Origin of the sequence: Streptomyces sparsogenes subsp. cuspidosporus (assembly GCF_039532705.1) — a bacterium.
GTDB classification, from domain to species: Bacteria; Actinomycetota; Actinomycetes; order Streptomycetales; family Streptomycetaceae; genus Streptomyces; species Streptomyces sparsogenes.
The window spans coordinates 25,690-43,077 of record NZ_BAAASD010000059.1 but is presented as its reverse complement, the minus strand read 5'-3'; the positions used below and the strand labels follow the sequence as shown (position 1 = coordinate 43,077).

Annotated in this window: 13 protein-coding genes; 4 read left to right on the top strand and 9 right to left on the bottom strand. The window is 70.5% G+C overall.

Annotated features, from left to right (window positions below):
• Positions 1-414: 414 nt before the first annotated feature.
• From ABFY07_RS38950 to thyX, 3 genes are all read right to left on the bottom strand, one after another.
• On the bottom strand, positions 415-2,100 hold the full coding sequence (locus ABFY07_RS38950; protein WP_065965300.1) for a ribonuclease J: 1,686 nt from the start codon (positions 2,098-2,100) through the stop codon (positions 415-417).
• 126 nt (positions 2,101-2,226) lie between these two features.
• Positions 2,227-3,126 (bottom strand): 4-hydroxy-tetrahydrodipicolinate synthase, encoded by a 900-nt coding sequence (gene dapA, locus ABFY07_RS38945; RefSeq protein WP_346179006.1) that lies wholly within the window; start codon positions 3,124-3,126, stop codon positions 2,227-2,229.
• 221 nt (positions 3,127-3,347) lie between these two features.
• Positions 3,348-4,088: an FAD-dependent thymidylate synthase gene (thyX, locus tag ABFY07_RS38940; RefSeq protein ID WP_346179005.1), complete on the bottom strand. Its 741-nt coding sequence runs from the start codon at positions 4,086-4,088 to the stop codon at positions 3,348-3,350.
• Positions 4,089-4,285: 197 nt separating this feature from the next.
• On the opposite strand from thyX, the gene ABFY07_RS38935 reads away from it, so the two are divergent.
• Together ABFY07_RS38935 and ABFY07_RS38930 are read left to right on the top strand one after the other, a co-directional pair.
• A complete protein-coding gene (locus tag ABFY07_RS38935) occupies positions 4,286-4,528 on the top strand; it encodes a hypothetical protein (protein ID WP_346179004.1) in 243 nt (80 codons plus the stop codon).
• Positions 4,529-4,591: 63 nt separating this feature from the next.
• Positions 4,592-5,146 (top strand): hypothetical protein, encoded by a 555-nt coding sequence (locus tag ABFY07_RS38930; protein WP_346179003.1) that lies wholly within the window; start codon positions 4,592-4,594, stop codon positions 5,144-5,146.
• A gap of 119 nt (positions 5,147-5,265) precedes the next feature.
• Here ABFY07_RS38930 and ABFY07_RS38925 read toward each other — a convergent pair whose 3' ends face one another.
• The 6 genes from ABFY07_RS38925 to eccD form a co-directional block, all read right to left on the bottom strand.
• The gene (locus ABFY07_RS38925; protein ID WP_346179002.1) at positions 5,266-5,724 is read right to left on the bottom strand and encodes a tetratricopeptide repeat protein; all 459 of its coding nucleotides are present in this window, start codon (positions 5,722-5,724) and stop codon (positions 5,266-5,268) included.
• 9 nt (positions 5,725-5,733) lie between these two features.
• Positions 5,734-6,486, bottom strand: a complete 753-nt coding sequence (gene dapB, locus ABFY07_RS38920; RefSeq protein WP_346179001.1) for a 4-hydroxy-tetrahydrodipicolinate reductase — start codon at positions 6,484-6,486, stop codon at positions 5,734-5,736.
• A 61-nt stretch (positions 6,487-6,547) separates the two neighbouring features.
• Positions 6,548-7,927: a M16 family metallopeptidase gene (locus ABFY07_RS38915; RefSeq protein WP_346179000.1), complete on the bottom strand. Its 1,380-nt coding sequence runs from the start codon at positions 7,925-7,927 to the stop codon at positions 6,548-6,550.
• On the bottom strand, positions 7,924-10,167 hold the full coding sequence (locus tag ABFY07_RS38910) for a polyribonucleotide nucleotidyltransferase (protein ID WP_346178999.1): 2,244 nt from the start codon (positions 10,165-10,167) through the stop codon (positions 7,924-7,926). The genes ABFY07_RS38915 and ABFY07_RS38910 overlap by 4 nt, the downstream gene beginning before the upstream one ends.
• Positions 10,168-10,552: 385 nt before the next feature.
• Positions 10,553-10,840 (bottom strand): 30S ribosomal protein S15, encoded by a 288-nt coding sequence (gene rpsO, locus ABFY07_RS38905; protein WP_030414166.1) that lies wholly within the window; start codon positions 10,838-10,840, stop codon positions 10,553-10,555.
• 304 nt (positions 10,841-11,144) lie between these two features.
• Complete coding sequence (eccD, locus tag ABFY07_RS38900) at positions 11,145-12,614, bottom strand: type VII secretion integral membrane protein EccD (RefSeq protein WP_346178998.1); 1,470 nt, start codon at positions 12,612-12,614, stop codon at positions 11,145-11,147.
• A gap of 174 nt (positions 12,615-12,788) precedes the next feature.
• Between eccD and eccCa the strand changes: the two genes are divergently transcribed.
• Entirely contained in the window at positions 12,789-16,745 is a 3,957-nt protein-coding gene (eccCa, locus tag ABFY07_RS38895) for a type VII secretion protein EccCa (RefSeq protein ID WP_346178997.1), read from the top strand.
• A 352-nt stretch (positions 16,746-17,097) separates the two neighbouring features.
• Positions 17,098-17,370 carry a hypothetical protein gene (locus tag ABFY07_RS38890; RefSeq protein ID WP_346178996.1) on the top strand — a complete coding sequence of 91 codons (273 nt, stop codon included), beginning with the start codon at positions 17,098-17,100 and terminating at the stop codon, positions 17,368-17,370.
• Positions 17,371-17,388: the final 18 nt, after the last annotated feature.

Here is a 17,388-nt window from a genome sequence, read left to right as displayed (position 1 = left end):
CTATCCCGGCAACACCACGAGAGCGGAGCAGGCCGGAGGAATAATCCAGCCCGCTCACAGCGTCCTCGCTGTGTGTGTTTCTTCAAAGGAACCTCGTCCGATCAGCCACACTGGGCCGACCGTACGGGGTATCAACATATCTGGCGTTGACTTTTGGCACACTGTTGAGTTCTCAAGGAACGGACGCTTCCTTCGAAACCGTTTCACCGGTTTCTCCGGGCGCTTCCCTTCGGTGTCTCCGACTTTATCAGAATTCTCTGGGCCGGATTCCCACCCGCCTTCCGGGCTCACCCGGCACGCTGAGTGCTCGGGGTTCCCCTCTGGCGGAGCCGTAAACGTACTGGAGCGGGGCTCCTGGATGCAAATCGGGGAGCCCCGCTCGTGGCTCAGCGCCGGTCAGGCGCTGAGCCGGCGTCAGACCTCAACGACCACAGGGAGGATCATCGGGCGCCGGCGGTAGCTGTCGGACACCCACTTGCCCACCGAGCGGCGCACCAGCTGCTGCAGCTGGTGGGGCTCGGCGACGCCGTCCGAGGCCGATTTGGCCAGGGACTCCTCGATCTTCGGGATGACCGCGGCGAAGGCCGAGTCCTCGATGCCGGAGCCCCGCGCCTGGATGTGCGGGCCGCCCACGATCTTGCCGGTCGTGCTGTCGACGACCACGAAGACCGAGATGATGCCCTCCTCGCCGAGGATGCGGCGGTCCTTGAGCGAGGTCTCGGTGACGTCTCCGACCGAGAGGCCGTCGACGTACACATAGCCCGCCTGCACCTTGCCGACGATCCTCGCGACGCCGTCGACCAGGTCGACCACCACCCCGTCCTCGGCGATGACGCAGCGGTTCTTGGGCACGCCGGTCAGCGCGCCCAGTTCGGCGTTGGCGCGCAGATGCCGCCATTCGCCGTGCACCGGCATCAGGTTCCGGGGCTTGCAGATGTTGTAGAAGTACAGCAGCTCCCCGGCCGAGGCGTGCCCGGAGACATGGACCTTGGCGTTGCCCTTGTGGACGACGTTGGCGCCCCACCGGCTCAGGCCGTTGATCACGCGGTAGACGGCGTTCTCATTGCCCGGGATGAGGGAGGACGCGAGGATCACCGTGTCGCCCTGGACGATGCGGATCTGGTGATCGCGGTTGGCCATCCTGGACAGCGCGGCCATCGGCTCGCCCTGGGAGCCCGTGCAGACGAGGACGATCTCGTCGTCGGGCAGGTCGTCGAGGGCCTTCACATCGACGACGAGCCCGGCCGGGACCCGCAGATAGCCCAGGTCGCGGGCGATGCCCATGTTGCGGACCATCGAGCGGCCGACGAAGGCGACTCGCCTCCCGTACTCGTGGGCCGCGTCGAGGATCTGCTGGATGCGGTGGACGTGGCTGGCGAAGCTCGCGACGATGATCCGCTTCTGGGCGTCCGCGAAGACCTGGCGCAGCACGCCGGAGATGTCGCGCTCGGGCGGGACGAAGCCGGGGACCTCGGCGTTCGTGGAGTCGGAGAGCAGGAGGTCGATGCCTTCCTCTCCCAGCTTCGCGAAGGCGGGCAGGTCCGTGAGGCGGCCGTCGAGCGGCAGCTGGTCCATCTTGAAGTCGCCGGTGTGCACGGCCATGCCGGCCGGGGTGCGGATGGCGACGGCGAGGGCGTCGGGGATGGAGTGGTTCACCGCCACGAACTCGCAGTCGAAGGGGCCGATGCGCTCGCGCCGGCCCTCCTCCACCTCGAGCGTGTACGGGCGGATGCGGTGCTCCTGGAGCTTCGCCTCGATCAGGGCGAGGGTCAGCTTGGAGCCGATCAGCGGGATGTCCGGCTTCTCGCGGAGCAGGAACGGGACGCCGCCGATGTGATCCTCGTGGCCGTGCGTGAGCACGATGCCGTCGATGTCGTCGAGCCGGTCCCGGATGCAGGTGAAGTCCGGCAGGATCAAGTCGACTCCGGGCTGCTCCTCCTCGGGGAAGAGCACTCCGCAGTCGACGATCAGCAGCCGGCCGCCGTACTCGAAGACCGTCATGTTGCGGCCGATCTCGCCGAGCCCGCCGAGCGGGATGACGCGCAGTCCCCCCTGGGGGAGCTTCGGCGGAGGGCCGAGTTCAGGATGCGGATGGCTCAAAAGACTCTCCTCACCACACACGCCACGTGCCCCCCTGGGGCACATGGCGCGCGTGACATTCGTGCACTTGCTTGATGTGTCTGTATGTAGTTGTGAAGTACGAAGGTGTGAAAAGCGCGCGTCTGGTTACAGCTGTACCCCGCCGGCAGCCAGATCGCGCTTGAGCTGTTCCGTTTCCTCGGCGGTGAGCTCGACGAGCGGCAGCCGCAGCGGCCCGGCCGGCAGGCCCTGGAGGGCGAGCGCGGCCTTCGTCGTGATGACGCCCTGGGTGCGGAACATCCCGGTGAAGACCGGGAGGAGCTTCTGGTGGATTTCGGTGGCCTTGGCGACATCGCCCGCCAGATGGGCCTCGAGCAGCGCGCGCAGCTCCGGGGTGACGAGGTGGCCGACCACGGAGACGAAGCCGATGGCGCCGACGGACAGCAGCGGCAGGTTGAGCATGTCGTCGCCGGAGTACCAGGCCAGGCCGGACCGGGCGATGGCCCAGCTCGCGCGGCCGAGGTCGCCCTTGGCGTCCTTGTTGGCGATGATGCGCGGGTGCTCGGCGAGCCGGACGATGGTCTCGGTGCTGATCGGCACGCCGCTGCGGCCGGGGATGTCGTAGAGCATGACCGGCAGCTCGGTGGCGTCGGCGATGGCCGTGAAGTGCCGCAGGAGCCCCTCCTGCGGAGGCTTGCTGTAGTACGGCGTGACCGCCAGGAGGCCATGGGCGCCGGCCTGCTCGGCGGCGCGGGCGAGTTCGACGCTGTGCCGGGTGTCGTTGGTGCCCGCTCCGGCCACGACGTGGGCACGGTCGCCGACCGCTTCCACCACGGCTCGTACGAGCTCGGCTTTCTCCGCATCGCTGGTGGTGGGGGACTCGCCGGTGGTGCCGTTGACGACCAGGCCGTCATTGCCGGCGTCCACCAGATGGGCGGCGAGTCGCTGAGCGCCGTCGAGGTCGAGCGCGCCGTCAGCGGTGAATGGCGTGACCATGGCGGTCAGCACCCGCCCGAAAGGGGTCTGCGATGTGGATGTCGGTGCCATGGGTCCCACGCTACTCGTAGCGCGCCTCGCGGTGCTCGCTCGGGGCGGCGACCGGGGCGGCGGCATGGGACCCGGCACTGCCTGCTCGGGGGTTCAGGCAGTGCCGGATCCGTTTGTTCAGCCTAGATGAACTTCACGAAACGTCGCAATACGGACACCTCGGGGGCGTGACCCGTCCGGGGAGTGTCCGGTTTCCGCCCCGAGGAACGGCGCGAACGGCGCTACGGGGCGACGCGCCCATTGGCGTTGAAGGCGGCGTAGGTGAGCGGCATCAGCTCGGCCCAGATCGCCTCCATCTTCTCGCCGACCATCTCGATCTCCCGCTGCGGGAAGGAGGGCACGGCGGCCTGCTCATGCTGGGTGCGCAGGCCGAGGAAGTGCATCAGCGACCGCGCGTTGCACGTGGCGTACATGGAGGAGAACAGGCCGACGGGCAGGACCGAGCGGGCCACCTCTCGGGCCACGCCGGCCGCCAGCATCTCCTGGTACGCCTCGTAGGCGTGGCGGTAGGCGTCCTCCATCACCCGGCCGGTCAGCTCCTGCTGCGCCTGGGTGCCCTCCACGAACTCGTACTTGCCCGGGCGGCCCCGCTGGACCAGCTTGCGGGCCTCCCCGGGGACGTAGAAGACCGGCTGGAGCTCGCGGTAGCGGCCGGACTCCTCGTTGTACGACCAGCCCACGCGGTGCCGCATGAACTCCCGGAAGACGAAGATCGGGGCGTTGATGAAGAAGGTCATCGAGTTGTGCTCGAAGGGGCTGCCGTGCCGGTCCCGCATCAGGAAGTTGATCAGCCCCTTGGAACGCTCCGGGTCCTTGGTGAGCTCCTCGAGGGACTGCTCACCGGCCGTGGACACCCGGGCGGCCCACAGGACGTCGGAGTCGGCCGCGCTGTGCTTGACCAGCTCGACGGTCACATCGCTGCGGAAGCTGGCCTTCTCGCTCTCGGCGGGGGTCTCGGTCACCGGCGGGTCCTTCCATCTCTCATCGCTCGGGGCGCGCCCAGCTTACGGGCCCCCACCGACATCCCCTCCGGCCAGGTGGCAGCGGCGAAAATGTTGACTGAAGTCGCCGAAATAGGGCACCTCGCCCCTCGTTCACACGTCCTACTGACAGAAGCACAGAAGTGCCCACGTTCGAGGTTCCAAGGAGAAGCCCCCATATGTTCCGCCGGCGCGAGCCCGTGCCCTTCGCCTTCATCGCCGAAGCCGACCGGTTCCGCAGCAACGTCACCCCGCCGCCCCGCCCCCGCGCCACCCCGTCGCAGATAGCGGGCCGCACCCTCATCGGCCTGACGATCATCGCCGGGTTCGTGGGGTCGCTGCTGTTCGGGCTGCCCGCGCTCGAGACCGGGCCGCGGACCACCCACCAGGTGCAGCAGTCGGAGGCGTCCAACGGGCACTGAGCCCCTGGGATAGCCTCACCCACCACAGGCCCATCCGGACGTGTGTGTGAGTGAGGACCATCCGTGCCCCTGCCCTTCCTGACAGCGGACCGCGCCCTTGACGAAGACGGACCGGCGGCCGCCGCGGCCCCCCTCCCGTACGAGGACCCCGGCCGCCGGCGCCGCCCGTACCGGCCGGGCCCCTGGAGGGTCGGCGGAGCCGCGCTCCTGCTGCTGCTCGCCTCGTATGTGCTGTTCTCCGCGATGATCATCGCGTTCGCGGGGTCGGTCCCCGCCGCGGGTATCTGCGTGGCGGCCGCCGTGCTGGTGATCCTGGGCGCCGTCCGGCTTGTGCGGACGGGGGTGTGGATGGACGAGGAGGGGCTCCGGCTGACGGGCCTGCTCTCGGCCACGACGGTGCGCTGGCCGGAGGTCGCGGCGATACGCACCGTCCAGCAGCCGGTGCGGTGGCTGGGACTGCCGCGCAGCGTCCAGGGCCAGGCGGTGCTCGTCGAGCGGGCGGGCGGCGGGGCCCCGACGGTGGCCCTCACCGACCACAGCGCCGACTTCCTCGGCCGTCCCGAGGCCTTCCGCATGGCGGCCGACGCGATCGAGGGCTGGGCGGACCGGTACCGCTGAGACCGGACCGCTCTCGCCCACTGCGCCGCCCGCCCGCTGCCCCGCTCGCCGTCCGGGCCCGCGGGTCAGGGGGCCGGCGGTTCGCCCCCGGCGCGGCGGTCCCGGCGCGGCGGTCCCGGTCAGCCCCGGGACCGCACCGGCCGTCCGTCGTGCAGGGCGATGGCGCGCTGCATCGCCTTGCGGGCGCGCGCCGTGTCCCGCGCGTCGTGATACGCGACGGCCAGCCGGAACCACGAGCGCCAGTCGTCCGGCGACTCCTCCGTCTCGGCCCGCCGCTTGGCGAACACCGCGTCCGCCGAGTCCCGGTCGATCCGCCCGCCGGGCGTCCGTACCAGCTCGTCGACCGGAAGGCCGCCCTCGGCCTCCAGCTCCCGGGCCAGCCGGTCCGCGCTGCGCGCGAAGACCGTCGTCTTCCACAGGAACCAGAAGCCGATGAGCGGCAGCACCAGCACGGCCACGCCGAAGGCCACGGTCACCGGTGTGCCCTGCTCGATGAGCATGAGGCCCCGGCTGCCGACCAGGACGAAGTACACGACCAGGACGGCCGCGAGGACGAAATACGTGATCTTTGCGCGCACCGCTGTGTCTCAGTCCAGATCGAGGAAGTGTTCCAGCCCGAGCGTCAGGCCGGGGGCGGACACCACGCGCCGCACCCCCAGCAGCACGCCGGGCATGAAGCTGCTGTGATGCGTCGAGTCGTGCCGGATGGTGAGGGTCTCGCCCTCGCCGCCGAGCAGCACCTCCTGGTGGGCCAGGAGCCCGCGCAGCCGCACCGAGTGCACCGGCACCCCGTCCACATCGGCGCCGCGCGCGCCGTCCAGGGCCGTGCTCGTGGCGTCCGGCTGCGGGGCGCAGCCCGCCTGCTCCCGGGCCTCCGCGATCAGCTGCGCGGTGCGCGTGGCGGTACCCGAGGGGGCGTCCGCCTTGTTCGGGTGGTGCAGCTCGATGACCTCGACCGACTCGAAGAAGCGGGCGGCCTGCCGGGCGAACCGCATGGTCAGCACGGCGCCGATGGAGAAGTTCGGCGCGATGAGGGCGCCGGTGCCGGGGACGGCGTCCAGCCATCCGCGCAGCCGCGCCAGCCGCTCGTCCGTCCAGCCGGTGGTGCCCACGACGCCGTGGATGCCGTGGCGGACGCAGAAGTCGAGATTGCCCATGACCGACTCGGGGTCGGTCAGCTCCACCGCGACCTCGGCGCCGGCCTCGACCATCGTCTCCAGCTTGTCGCCCCGGCCGAGCGCGGCGACCAGCTCCATGTCCTCGGCGGCCTCCACGGCTCGTACGGCCTCGGAACCGATCCGGCCCTTGGCGCCGAGAACGGCCACGCGCAGCTTGCTCATCGTTCGAATCCCTCGTGTCGTCCGCTGGTGTGCGGCGGGCCCGGCCGGTCGGCGGGCCCGGCTAGGCGACTGCCTCGTGCAGGCGCGCCGCCTGCTTGTCCTTCAGCGGTCCGATGACGGACAGCGAAGGACGCTGTCCCAGTACATCGCGGGCCACCTCGCGCACCTCGTCCGGGGTGACGGCGGCCATGCGGGCGAGCATGTCGTCCACCGACATCTGGTCGCCCCAGCACAGCTCGCTCTTGCCGATGCGGTTCATCAGCGCGCCGGTGTCCTCCAGGCCCAGCACCGTGGAGCCCCTCAGCTGGCCCACCGCGCGCCGCAGCTCCTCGTCGGTGAGCCCGTGCTCGGCGACGTGGCCCAGTTCGTCGCGGCAGATCTTCAGGACGTCCGCCGCCTGGCTCGGGCGGCAGCCCGCGTACACCCCGAACAGACCGCAGTCGGCGAAGGACGAGGTGTAGGAGTAGACGCTGTAGGCGAGCCCGCGCTTCTCGCGGACCTCCTGGAACAGGCGGGAGCTCATGCCACCGCCGAGCGCCGTGTTGAGGACGCCGAGCGCCCAGCGCCGGTCGTCGGTGCGCGCGATCCCGGGCATGCCGAGGACGACATGGGCCTGCTCGGTCTTGCGCCCCTGCACCTCGACGCGCCCGGCCGCGCGGATGGTGCGGGAGCCGTCGCGCGGGGCGACGGGCACCGCGTCCGTACGGGACAGCGCGCCCGCCTTGTCGAACGCCTTGCGCACCTGCCGGACGACCGCGGCGTGGTCCACATTGCCCGCGGCGGCGACCACCAGGTGGGTGGGGTCGTAGTGCTTCTTGTAGAAGCGCGCGATCTGGTCGCGGCCGAGGCCGTTGACGGTGTCGACGGTGCCGAGGACCGGGCGGCCGAGGGGGGTGTCGCCGAGCATGGTGTGCGCGAACAGGTCGTGCACACAGTCACCCGGGTCGTCCTCGGTCATGGCGATCTCTTCCAGGACGACGCCGCGCTCGGCCTCCACGTCCGCGGCGTCGATCAGCGAGCCGGTCAGCATGTCGCAGACGACGTCGATGGCCAGCGGCAGATCGGTGTCGAGCACCCGCGCGTAGTAGCAGGTGTACTCCTTCGCGGTGAAGGCGTTCATCTCGCCGCCGACCGCGTCGATGGCGGAGGAGATGTCGAGCGCGCTGCGCCGCCGGGTGCCCTTGAAGAGCAGGTGCTCCAGGTAGTGGGTGGCGCCGTTGAGCGCCGGGGTCTCGTCGCGGGATCCGACGTGCGCCCAGATGCCGAAGGTGGCCGAGCGCACCGACGGCAGCGTTTCGGTGACGACGCGCAGGCCCCCGGGGAGCGTGGTCCTGCGGACCGTGCCGATTCCGTTCTCACCCTTGAGAAGCGTTTGGGTACGGGCTACGGCCCGCCCCTCCGAGGAGGGGCGGGCCGTAGCCGCGTGAGCACGGGACGTCACTGGGAAGCTTCGTCCTTCGACTCGTCCTTGGCGTCGTCCTTCGCCGCGTCCGCGCCCTCCTCGTCCTCGATGACGGGGATGAGCGAGAGCTTGCCGCGCTGGTCGATCTCGGCGATCTCGACCTGGACCTTGGCGCCGACCTTGAGCACGTCCTCCACGTTCTCCACGCGCTTGCCGCCGGCGAGCTTGCGGATCTGCGAGATGTGCAGCAGGCCGTCCTTGCCCGGGAGCAGGGACACGAAGGCACCGAAGGTGGTGGTCTTCACCACCGTGCCCAGGTAGCGCTCGCCGACCTCGGGCATCGTCGGGTTGGCGATGCCGTTGATGGTGGCGCGGGCGGCCTCGGCGGCCGGGCCGTCGGCGGCACCGATGTAGATGGTGCCGTCGTCCTCGATGGTGATCTCGGCGCCGGTGTCCTCCTGGATCTGGTTGATCATCTTGCCCTTGGGGCCGATGACCTCACCGATCTTGTCCACCGGGATCTTGACCGTGATGATCCGCGGCGCGTTCGGCGACATCTCGTCCGGCCGGTCGATGGCCTCCATCATCACGTCGAGGATGTGCAGCCGGGCGTCGCGGGCCTGCTTGAGGGCCGCGGCCAGCACGGACGCCGGGATGCCGTCCAGCTTGGTGTCCAGCTGGAGGGCGGTCACGAACTCCTTGGTGCCGGCGACCTTGAAGTCCATGTCGCCGAAGGCGTCCTCCGCACCGAGGATGTCGGTGAGGGTGACGTAGTGGGTCTCGCCGTCGATCTCCTGGGAGATCAGGCCCATGGCGATGCCGGCGACCGGGGCCTTCAGCGGCACACCGGCGTTCAGCAGCGACATGGTCGAGGCGCAGACCGACCCCATGGAGGTCGAGCCGTTGGAGCCGAGCGCCTCGGAGACCTGGCGGATGGCGTACGGGAACTCCTCGCGGGACGGCAGCACCGGGATCAGCGCCCGCTCGGCCAGCGCGCCGTGGCCGATCTCGCGGCGCTTCGGGGAGCCGACGCGGCCGGTCTCACCGGTGGAGTACGGCGGGAAGTTGTAGTTGTGCATGTAGCGCTTGCGGGTCTCCGGCGACAGCGTGTCCAGCTGCTGCTCCATGCGGAGCATGTTCAGCGTGGTGACGCCCAGGATCTGGGTCTCGCCGCGCTCGAACAGCGCCGAGCCGTGGACCCGCGGGATCGCCTCGACCTCGGCGGCCAGCGTACGGATGTCCGTGACGCCGCGGCCGTCGATGCGCTTCTTCTCCTTGATGACGCGCTCGCGCACCAGGGCCTTGGTCAGCGACCGGTACGCGGCGGAGATCTCCTTCTCGCGCCCTTCGAACTGCGGCAGCAGCTTCTCGGCGGCCAGGCCCTTGACGCGGTCCAGCTCGGCCTCGCGCTCCTGCTTGCCCGCGATGGTCAGCGCCTGGGCGAGTTCGTCGCGGACGGCGGCGGTGAGCGCCTCCAGGACGTCGTCCTGGTAGTCGAGGAAGATCGGGAACTCGGCCGTGGGCTTGGCGGCCTTGGCGGCCAGGTCCGACTGGGCCTTGCAGAGCACCTTGATGAAGGGCTTCGCGGCCTCGAGGCCGGCGGCCACGACCTCCTCGGTCGGCGCCTCGACGCCGTCCTTGACCAGCTGGATGGTCTTCTCGGTGGCCTCGGCCTCGACCATCATGATCGCGACGTCGCCGTCCTCGAGGACACGGCCGGCCACGACCATGTCGAAGACGGCGTCCTCCAGCTCGGAGTGGGTCGGGAAGGCCACCCACTGGCCCTTGATCAGGGCGACCCGGGTGCCGCCGATCGGCCCGGAGAAGGGCAGGCCGGCCAGCTGCGTGGAGCAGGAGGCGGCGTTGATCGCGACCACGTCGTAGAGGTGGTCGGGGTTGAGCGCCATGATCGTCTCGACGATCTGGATCTCGTTGCGCAGGCCCTTCTTGAAGGACGGGCGCAGCGGGCGGTCGATCAGCCGGCAGGTGAGGATCGCGTCCTCGGAGGGGCGGCCCTCACGGCGGAAGAACGAGCCGGGGATGCGCCCGGCGGCGTACATCCGCTCTTCGACGTCGACGGTCAGCGGGAAGAAGTCCAGCTGGTCCTTGGGGTTCTTGGATGCGGTGGTGGCCGACAGCACCATGGTGTCGTCGTCCAGGTAGGCCACGGCGGAGCCGGCGGCCTGACGGGCCAGGCGGCCCGTCTCGAAGCGGATGGTGCGGGTGCCGAAGGCGCCGTTGTCGATGACGGCCTCGGCGTAGTGGGTCTCGTTCTCCACCAGGAAAATCTCCTCTTCTGCGTCCCTCGTCCGTGTGACGGGGGACGGTGGTGGAGCAGCGCCCCTGGCGTTGAGCCGGCGGCCGGGCCGGTCTTCGATCGAAGCCACCGGAATTGCCAGTTCCGGGAGCCACTACCGAGGACCGGCTCTCAGGGCGCCGGCGCCACGGGAATGAGGCGCTCCTCCTCGTTCGTTATGACGTTGTTGGGACCAGACTACAAAGCTTCGCCCGTCCTCACGACGGCTGTGGATTCCGGTGGGGACGGCGCGCGGGGCGCGCTAGCCGCGGTCGGTCCCGGTGGCGTAGCGCGCCGCGCGGGTTCGGCGGCACGTACGGCAAAGGGAGCGGTCCCCTGTCCCGGGAACCGCTCCCTACCACGGCGTCTTACTTGGCGCCCGCCGCACCGCGGCGGATGCCCAGGCGCTCGACGAGCGCACGGAAGCGCGTGATGTCCTTCTTCGCCAGGTACTGCAGCAGGCGGCGGCGCTGGCCGACCAGGAGCAGCAGACCACGGCGGGAGTGGTGGTCGTGCTTGTGGGTCTTGAGGTGCTCGGTCAGGTCGGAGATGCGGCGCGAGAGCAGCGCGACCTGGACCTCGGGGGAACCGGTGTCGCCCTCCTTGGTGGCGAACTCGGCCATGATCTGCTTCTTCGTAGCGGCGTCGAGCGACACGCGGTACTCCTTCAGGGTTCTTCGGCCACCGAGTGCCCCTGGTCTGTGTCTCAGGGGAGCTTCCATGACTCGGGAGGCGGGGTCCGCTGGGCGCTGTCTCCAGAGTGCTCGTACGAGACTCCGGGGGCGCGTACACAAACGGCCGTCACACAGCGTACCAGCCGTCGGCCACCCTCCTGACCGGCTGGTCGGGCCGCGCCGGTCGAGGGGCGCGTCACCCGCTGGTCAGGCTGCGCTTCCTCCGCGGATCAGGCCGCTGGGCACGCTGGCCAGGCCTCGCGTCAGCCGCCGGTCTGGCCTCGCGTCATCCGCTGGTCAGGCTGCGCGCGGAGCTGTAGACGTCCAGCACGGCCAGGGTCAGCGGGACCAGGGAGAGCAGCAGCGCGCTCTCGGCCAGGTCGGAGAAGCGGCCCCAGAACGGGGACAGCCCCTTCTTGGGAATGATCAGCGCGATGCCGGTGATCAGCGCGGCTCCCGCCGTGACCGAGGCGGCCAGCCAGATCGTACGGACGTCCAGCGGGCCACTGTCGTGCTGGACCAGCAGCTTGAACATGGCGTCGCCGGGCGGGTTCAGGGACAGCCCGAGGACGAGCAGGCCCAGCGCGATCAGGCCCGCGGCCAGGACGGAGGCGACCTGGGCGGTGTAGCGGAAGAGCCGGGCGCGCAGCAGCATCGCGAGGCCGGAGGTCAGGGCGAGCACCTGGCCCCAGACGTTGTCGGAGAAGCCGAGCACGGCCGCGGCGCCCACGACGACGGCGGAGCAGCCGCCGACCAGGCCGAGCAGCATCTCGTGGCCGCGGCGGGCCTGGGCGGCGATGCGGTCGGCGTCCACGGGCTCCGGGGCGGGCCCGGACCCGGGGTCGAGGTCGTCGTCCTCGGCCGCCGAGCGCGGCGCGGCGTAGCCGATGGGCAGCCGGGCGACGCGCGCCGACAGGCCCGGCAGGAACGCGACGGCGCCGATCGCGACGGCGGCGCAGACCGCGGCGGTCTCGGTGGGGCTGACCTCGGTGAGGATCGCGCAGAAGGTGGCGAGGGTGCCGACCGTGGAGGCGAAGACCGCGGCGACGAACGGGGCGTCGCCGGTCGGCATGGCGACCACCAGGGCGACCGAGACGACGAGGACGGCCACGCAGCCGAGCAGGAACTGGAGTCGGCCGACGCCCTCGCCCCGGTCGAGGGCGAGCAGCCCCGAGCCCGCGATCATGGCGTGCGGGAGGGCGGCCAGGCCCAGCGCGATCGCGGAGGCGCGGTCCTCGTAGACCCGTGCCCGCACCCCCGACAGGGCCGTCAGCAGCACCGCGACGGCGGCGGCGATGATGCCCGGCAGACCGTGCATGTCGTGCTTGAGGGGGTCGGCGAACCAGAGCACGAAGCCCATGAGGATCAGCAGCAGCGAGCCGCCGAACAGCCCGAACGCGCGCAGGAACCGGTCGCTCCACAGGGTCCGGTCGCGGGTGACGGCCGAGGCGATCGCGTCCGACACGTCGTCGTAGACGGCGGGCGGCAGCGATTCGGCGAAGGGGCGCAGGGACAGCAGCTCGCCGTCGAGCACCTGCTGGGCGGCCAGCGTCAGCGCGCCGTCCAGGACGGTGCCGTCGCGGCGTACGAGGTGGTAACCGGTCGGGGCGCCCACGGGCTGGGTCTGGCCGGTCAGACGGAGGATCTCGGGGTAGACGTCGGCGACCGCGATGTCCTCCGGAAGAGCCACATCGATCCGACTGTCAGGTGCGACCACGGTCACCCTGCAGAAGCCGGTCGTGGCGGACGTACTCACCTTTAAGGCCCCCTGTTCGCTTCGCTGCGGCGCCGGTACCAGGCGTGCGGCGGCCACCCTACCGGGGCCTGACAGCTCATACGTCGGTAGGATCGCCGTCTCGCAGAGGGAGTCCGTCGCCACGGGGGTGCCGGAGAGGAACTGTTCATCTGCGACGAGGGGTTGAGGGAACCGGTGAGCCAGGTCGTCGTCAAGCGCCAACCGCGGGCTCTCCCGCCCGAGGTGCCGAGCGAGGAACTCCGCCTCGAAGCGCCCCCTGAGCTGCCGCGAGGCCAGCAAGAGGGCGTGCTGATGCAGCTGCTGCCGACGCTGGGCATGGCCTCCTCGATGGTCTACTTCTTCATGCCCGGCGCCGCGCCCATGATGAAGATCATGGGCGTGATGATGATGTTCTCCACGCTCGGCATGACGGTGGCGATGTTCATCCGGCACCGGCAGGGCTCGCAGGGCCAGATGGCCGACATGCGCCGCGACTACCTCAAGTACCTGGCACAGACCCGGCGCACGGTACGGCGCACGGCGCGGGCCCAGCGCGACGCGCAGTTCTATCTGCACCCCTCCCCCGACCAGCTGTGGTCGATCGTGGCCGAGGGCAGCCGGGTGTGGGAACGGCGGACGAGCGACAACGACTTCGGGCAGATCCGGATCGGGCTCGGCTCCCAGCAGCTGTCCACCCCGCTGATCGCCCCCGACACGGCCGCGGTCGACGAGCTGGAGCCGCTGACGGCGGGCGCGATGCAGAAGTTCCTGGCGACCCAGGGGTCGCTGGACCACATGCCGATGGCCGTGTCGCTGCGCGCCTTCTACCACGTGACGATCTCCGGGGAGCCGGATTCCGTACGGGGCGCGGCGCGCGCGCTCGTCGCCCAGCTGGTCACCCTCCACTCGCCCGAGGACCTGGTCATCGCGGTGGTCGCGCCGCGCAGCGCGACGCCCTACTGGGACTGGACGAAGTGGCTGCCGCATCTGCAGGTGCCCGGCGCGATCGACGGTGCGGGCGCGCGGCGGCTGTTCAGCGACTCCCTCGCGGAGCTGGAGGAGCTGCTCAAGGGTCGGCTGGAGGGCCGGTCCCGGTTCAGCAAGGACGCCCAGCCGCTGCTCGACCAGCCGCATGTGGTGGTCGTGCTGGACGGCGGGATGGTGCCCCCGGAGTCGGCGTTCGCGGCGCAGGAGGGCCTGCAGGGCGTCACCGTCATCGAGGTGGTGCCGGGCGACCTCGACGAGCTGCGCGGCGGCCTCTCGGTGATCGTACGGCCGGGCAAGCTGGAGCTGCTGTCGCAGGTCGCGGTGTACGACGGGGTCCCGGACGTGCTGTCGCTCGAGGCCGCGGACGCGCTCGCCCGGCAGCTGGCGCCGCTGCGCATGGGTGGGGGCGACGACGACGAACCGCTGCTGGCCAACCTGGACTTCACCGACCTGCTCGGGCTCGGCGACGCGGCCTCGGTGGACGTCTCGCGGACCTGGCGGCCGCGGTCGCTGGCCGAGCGGCTGCGGGTGCCGATCGGGGTCGGCGAGGACGGCTCGCCGGTGATGCTGGACCTCAAGGAGGCGGCGCAGGACGGCATGGGCCCGCACGGTCTGTGCGTCGGCGCCACCGGCTCGGGCAAGTCCGAGCTGCTGCGCACCCTGGTGCTGGGGCTCGCGGTCACCCACTCCTCCGAGACGCTGAACTTCGTCCTGGCGGACTTCAAGGGTGGCGCGACCTTCGCGGGGATGTCGCAGTTGCCGCATGTCGCGGCGGTCATCACCAACCTCGCGGACGACCTCACGCTGGTCGACCGCATGCGCGACTCGATCACCGGTGAGCTGCAGCGCCGTCAGGAGCTGCTGCGCGCGGCCGGCAATTACGCCAACATCCACGACTACGAGAAGGCGCGGGCGGCCGGCGCCCCGCTGGAGCCCGTGGCCTCCCTCGTCCTGGTGATCGACGAGTTCAGCGAGCTGCTGACGGCCAAGCCCGACTTCATCGACATGTTCATCCAGATCGGCCGCATCGGCCGCTCCCTGGGCGTGCACCTGCTGCTGGCCTCGCAGCGGCTGGAGGAGGGCCGGCTGCGCGGCCTGGAGACGTACCTCTCGTACCGGATCGGTCTGCGGACCTTCTCGGCCGCCGAGTCCCGTACGGCGCTGGGCGTGCCGGACGCGTACCACCTCCCGTCCGTCCCCGGCTCCGGCTACCTGAAGTTCGGCACGGACGAGATGACCCGCTTCAAGGCGGCCTACGTGTCGGGCGTGTACCGGACCGGCGCTGCCCCCGCCGACTTCGACGGCACCTCGCTGCCCATCGAGCGCCGGCCGGTGCTCTTCACCGCCGCGCCCGTCCCGGTGACGTACACCACCCCGGACCCGGCCGCGCTGACCACCCCGGCCCGCCAGGAGGACGACGCGCTCGCCGACACGGTCCTGGACGTCATCGTCCGCCGCCTGGAGGGCCAGGGCGCCCCGGCCCACCAGGTCTGGCTGCCGCCGCTGGACGAGGCCCCCTCGCTGGACCAGCTGCTGCCGCCGCTGTCCCCGGTCGAGGGCCGCGGCCTCACCGCGCCCGAATACCCGCGCCTGGGCAACCTCGTCGTCCCGCTCGGCCTCATCGACAAGCCCTTCGAGCAGCGGCGTGACGTGCTCTACCGCGACTTCTCGGGCGCCGCGGGCCACATGCTGGTGGTCGGCGGCCCGCAGTCCGGCAAGTCCACGCTGATGCGCACCCTCATCTCGGCCTTCGCGCTCACCCACACCCCGGCCGAGGTCCAGTTCTACGGCCTGGACTTCGGCGGCGGCGGCATGAGCGCCATCGCCGACCTGCCGCACGTCGGCGGCGTCGCCTCCCGGCTCGACCCCGAGCGGGTGCGGCGCACCATCGCCGAGGTGGCCGGCATCCTGGCCCGGCGCGAGGAGTACTTCCGCGCCAAGAACATCGACTCGATCGCCACCTACCGGCGCCAGCGGTCCCGCGGCGAGCACGCGGACCAGGGCTGGGGCGACGTCTTCCTGATCATCGACGGCTGGGCCAACTTCCGGCAGGAGTACGACATGCTGGAAGGGGTCGTGGCCGACATCGCCAGCCGCGGCCTCGGCTACGGCATCCACGTCGTGGTCACGGCCTCCCGCAACATGGAGGTCCGCGCCGCGCTGAAGGACCAGCTCCTCAACCGCCTCGAGCTGCGCCTCGGCGACACCATGGACTCCGAGTTCGACCGCAAGGTCGCCGCGAACGTGCCCGTGGGCGTCCCCGGCCGCGGCCAGCTCCCCGAGAAGCTGCACTTCATGGGCGCCCAGCCGCGTATCGACTCGGGCAGCGACCCCGACGAGATGACCGACGCCAGCGGCGAGCTGATCCGCGCGGTCCGCACCAACTGGAACGGCCCCCACGCCCCTCGCGTCCGGCTCCTCCCCCGTCGGCTGCGCGCCGAGGACCTGCCCAAGGGCTTCGAATTCCCCCAGCAGGGCATCGCGATCGGCATCGACGAGACCAACCTCGAACCGGTCTTCGTCGACTTCGAGTCCGACCCCTTCTTCCTCATCTTCGGCGAGAGCGAATCCGGCAAGACCTCCCTGCTGCGGCTCATCGCCAAGCAGATCACCGAACGGTACGGCCCGGACGAGGCGAAGATCGTGGTCGGCGACTACCGCCGCTCACTGCTCGACGTCATCCCGGACACCCACCTCCTGGAGTACGCGCCGATCGCCTCGGCCCTCCAGGTCCACACCACCGCCCTCAACGGCCTCATGGAACGCCGCGCCCCCAAGCCGGACATCACCCCCCAGCAGCTGCGCGACCGCAGCTGGTGGAGCGGCCCCCAGTTCTTCGTCATCATCGACGACTACGAACTCGTCTCCACCAGCAGCGGCAACCCCATGGCCGTCCTCACCGACAACCTCCCCTTCGCCCGCGACGTCGGCATGCGCTTCATCATCGCCCGCAACTCCGCCGGCGCCTCCCGCTCGATGTTCGAGTCCTTCATGCAGCGCATCAAGGAACTCGGCGCCCAGGGCGTCATGCTCTCCGGCGACCCCACAGAAGGCGACCTCCTCGGCGGCGTCCGCCCCCGCCCCATGCCCCCGGGCCGCGGCTTCTTCGTCTCCCGCAAGCGGGGGACGCCGCTGGTGCAGCTGGGCTGGCTGCCGGACCAGTAGGCCGGCCTCTCCGACCACCCACAGACCTCTGCCCCGGGCCGCCCGGCCCGGGGCAGAGGTCTTTTTGTTCGGCGACACGCTCCTTCGACTGCCTCCACTCTCAGTCAACTACCTTATGCTGCTGGTTACTTACGACTTTGATACAACACGCATGCCTGGGGAGAGAAGCGTGTCTTTTGAACAAGAGTGGAAGGGACTTCGGGCCGAAGCGACGACGCGCATGCGTCTCAATGAAGCCGGCAAGACATCACCCGCCACTGCGTCCGGCGACCTCATCGTGTACCGAGACGATCTCGGACGGGTCGGCCACGAGGCGTTCTTACTCCATGACCGCTTGAAGAAGGCCGGAGACATGACCCGGGGGGCCAAGGACGACGGCTCGACGGCCAAGGCAGCGAGCGTGCTGACCACGCACCACTTCACCTTGGGCGGTGCTCTCACCACCATGACCATGATCTGGAACGACCAGCTCAAGACGCTCCTCCAGGCCTGTGCCCATATCTCCAACCACCTCGACTACTCGAAGAAGTCGCAGGCGCATACGGACGCGAAGATCGCCGCCGACATGGCGCGCCGGGACGGAGCCGCCATGCCGGTCTCCGAGATCTCCAAGTACTACGAGTAGGAAGGGCGGGGACCGGAG